At 53.6% G+C, this 265-nt stretch carries 1 tRNA gene; it reads left to right on the plus strand.

Annotated elements, in window-relative coordinates:
- The first annotated feature begins 180 nt into the window (after positions 1–180).
- A tRNA-Ala gene (locus OGV77_RS00345) sits at positions 181–256 on the plus strand.
- Positions 257–265 lie beyond the last annotated feature (9 nt).

Genomic DNA, 265 nt, shown 5'->3' on the forward strand with positions numbered 1-265 from the left:
GCTTGTAGCTCAGGTGGTTAGAGCGCACCCCTGATAAGGGTGAGGTCGGTGGTTCAAGTCCACTCAGGCCTACCAAATTCTTTCTGATACCGCGTTGTGAAACGACTCGCATACTTCAGTATGCTTCGCCGCTCCACGCCTTGTCTCAGCAAGAATTAAGGTGAATGAGATAACTACGATGGGGCTATAGCTCAGCTGGGAGAGCGCCTGCCTTGCACGCAGGAGGTCTGCGGTTCGATCCCGCATAGCTCCACCATCCTTTACT

Origin of the sequence: Citrobacter sp. Ce129, from assembly GCF_030334545.1 — a bacterium.
Classification (GTDB): Bacteria; Pseudomonadota; Gammaproteobacteria; order Enterobacterales; family Enterobacteriaceae; genus Citrobacter; species Citrobacter europaeus.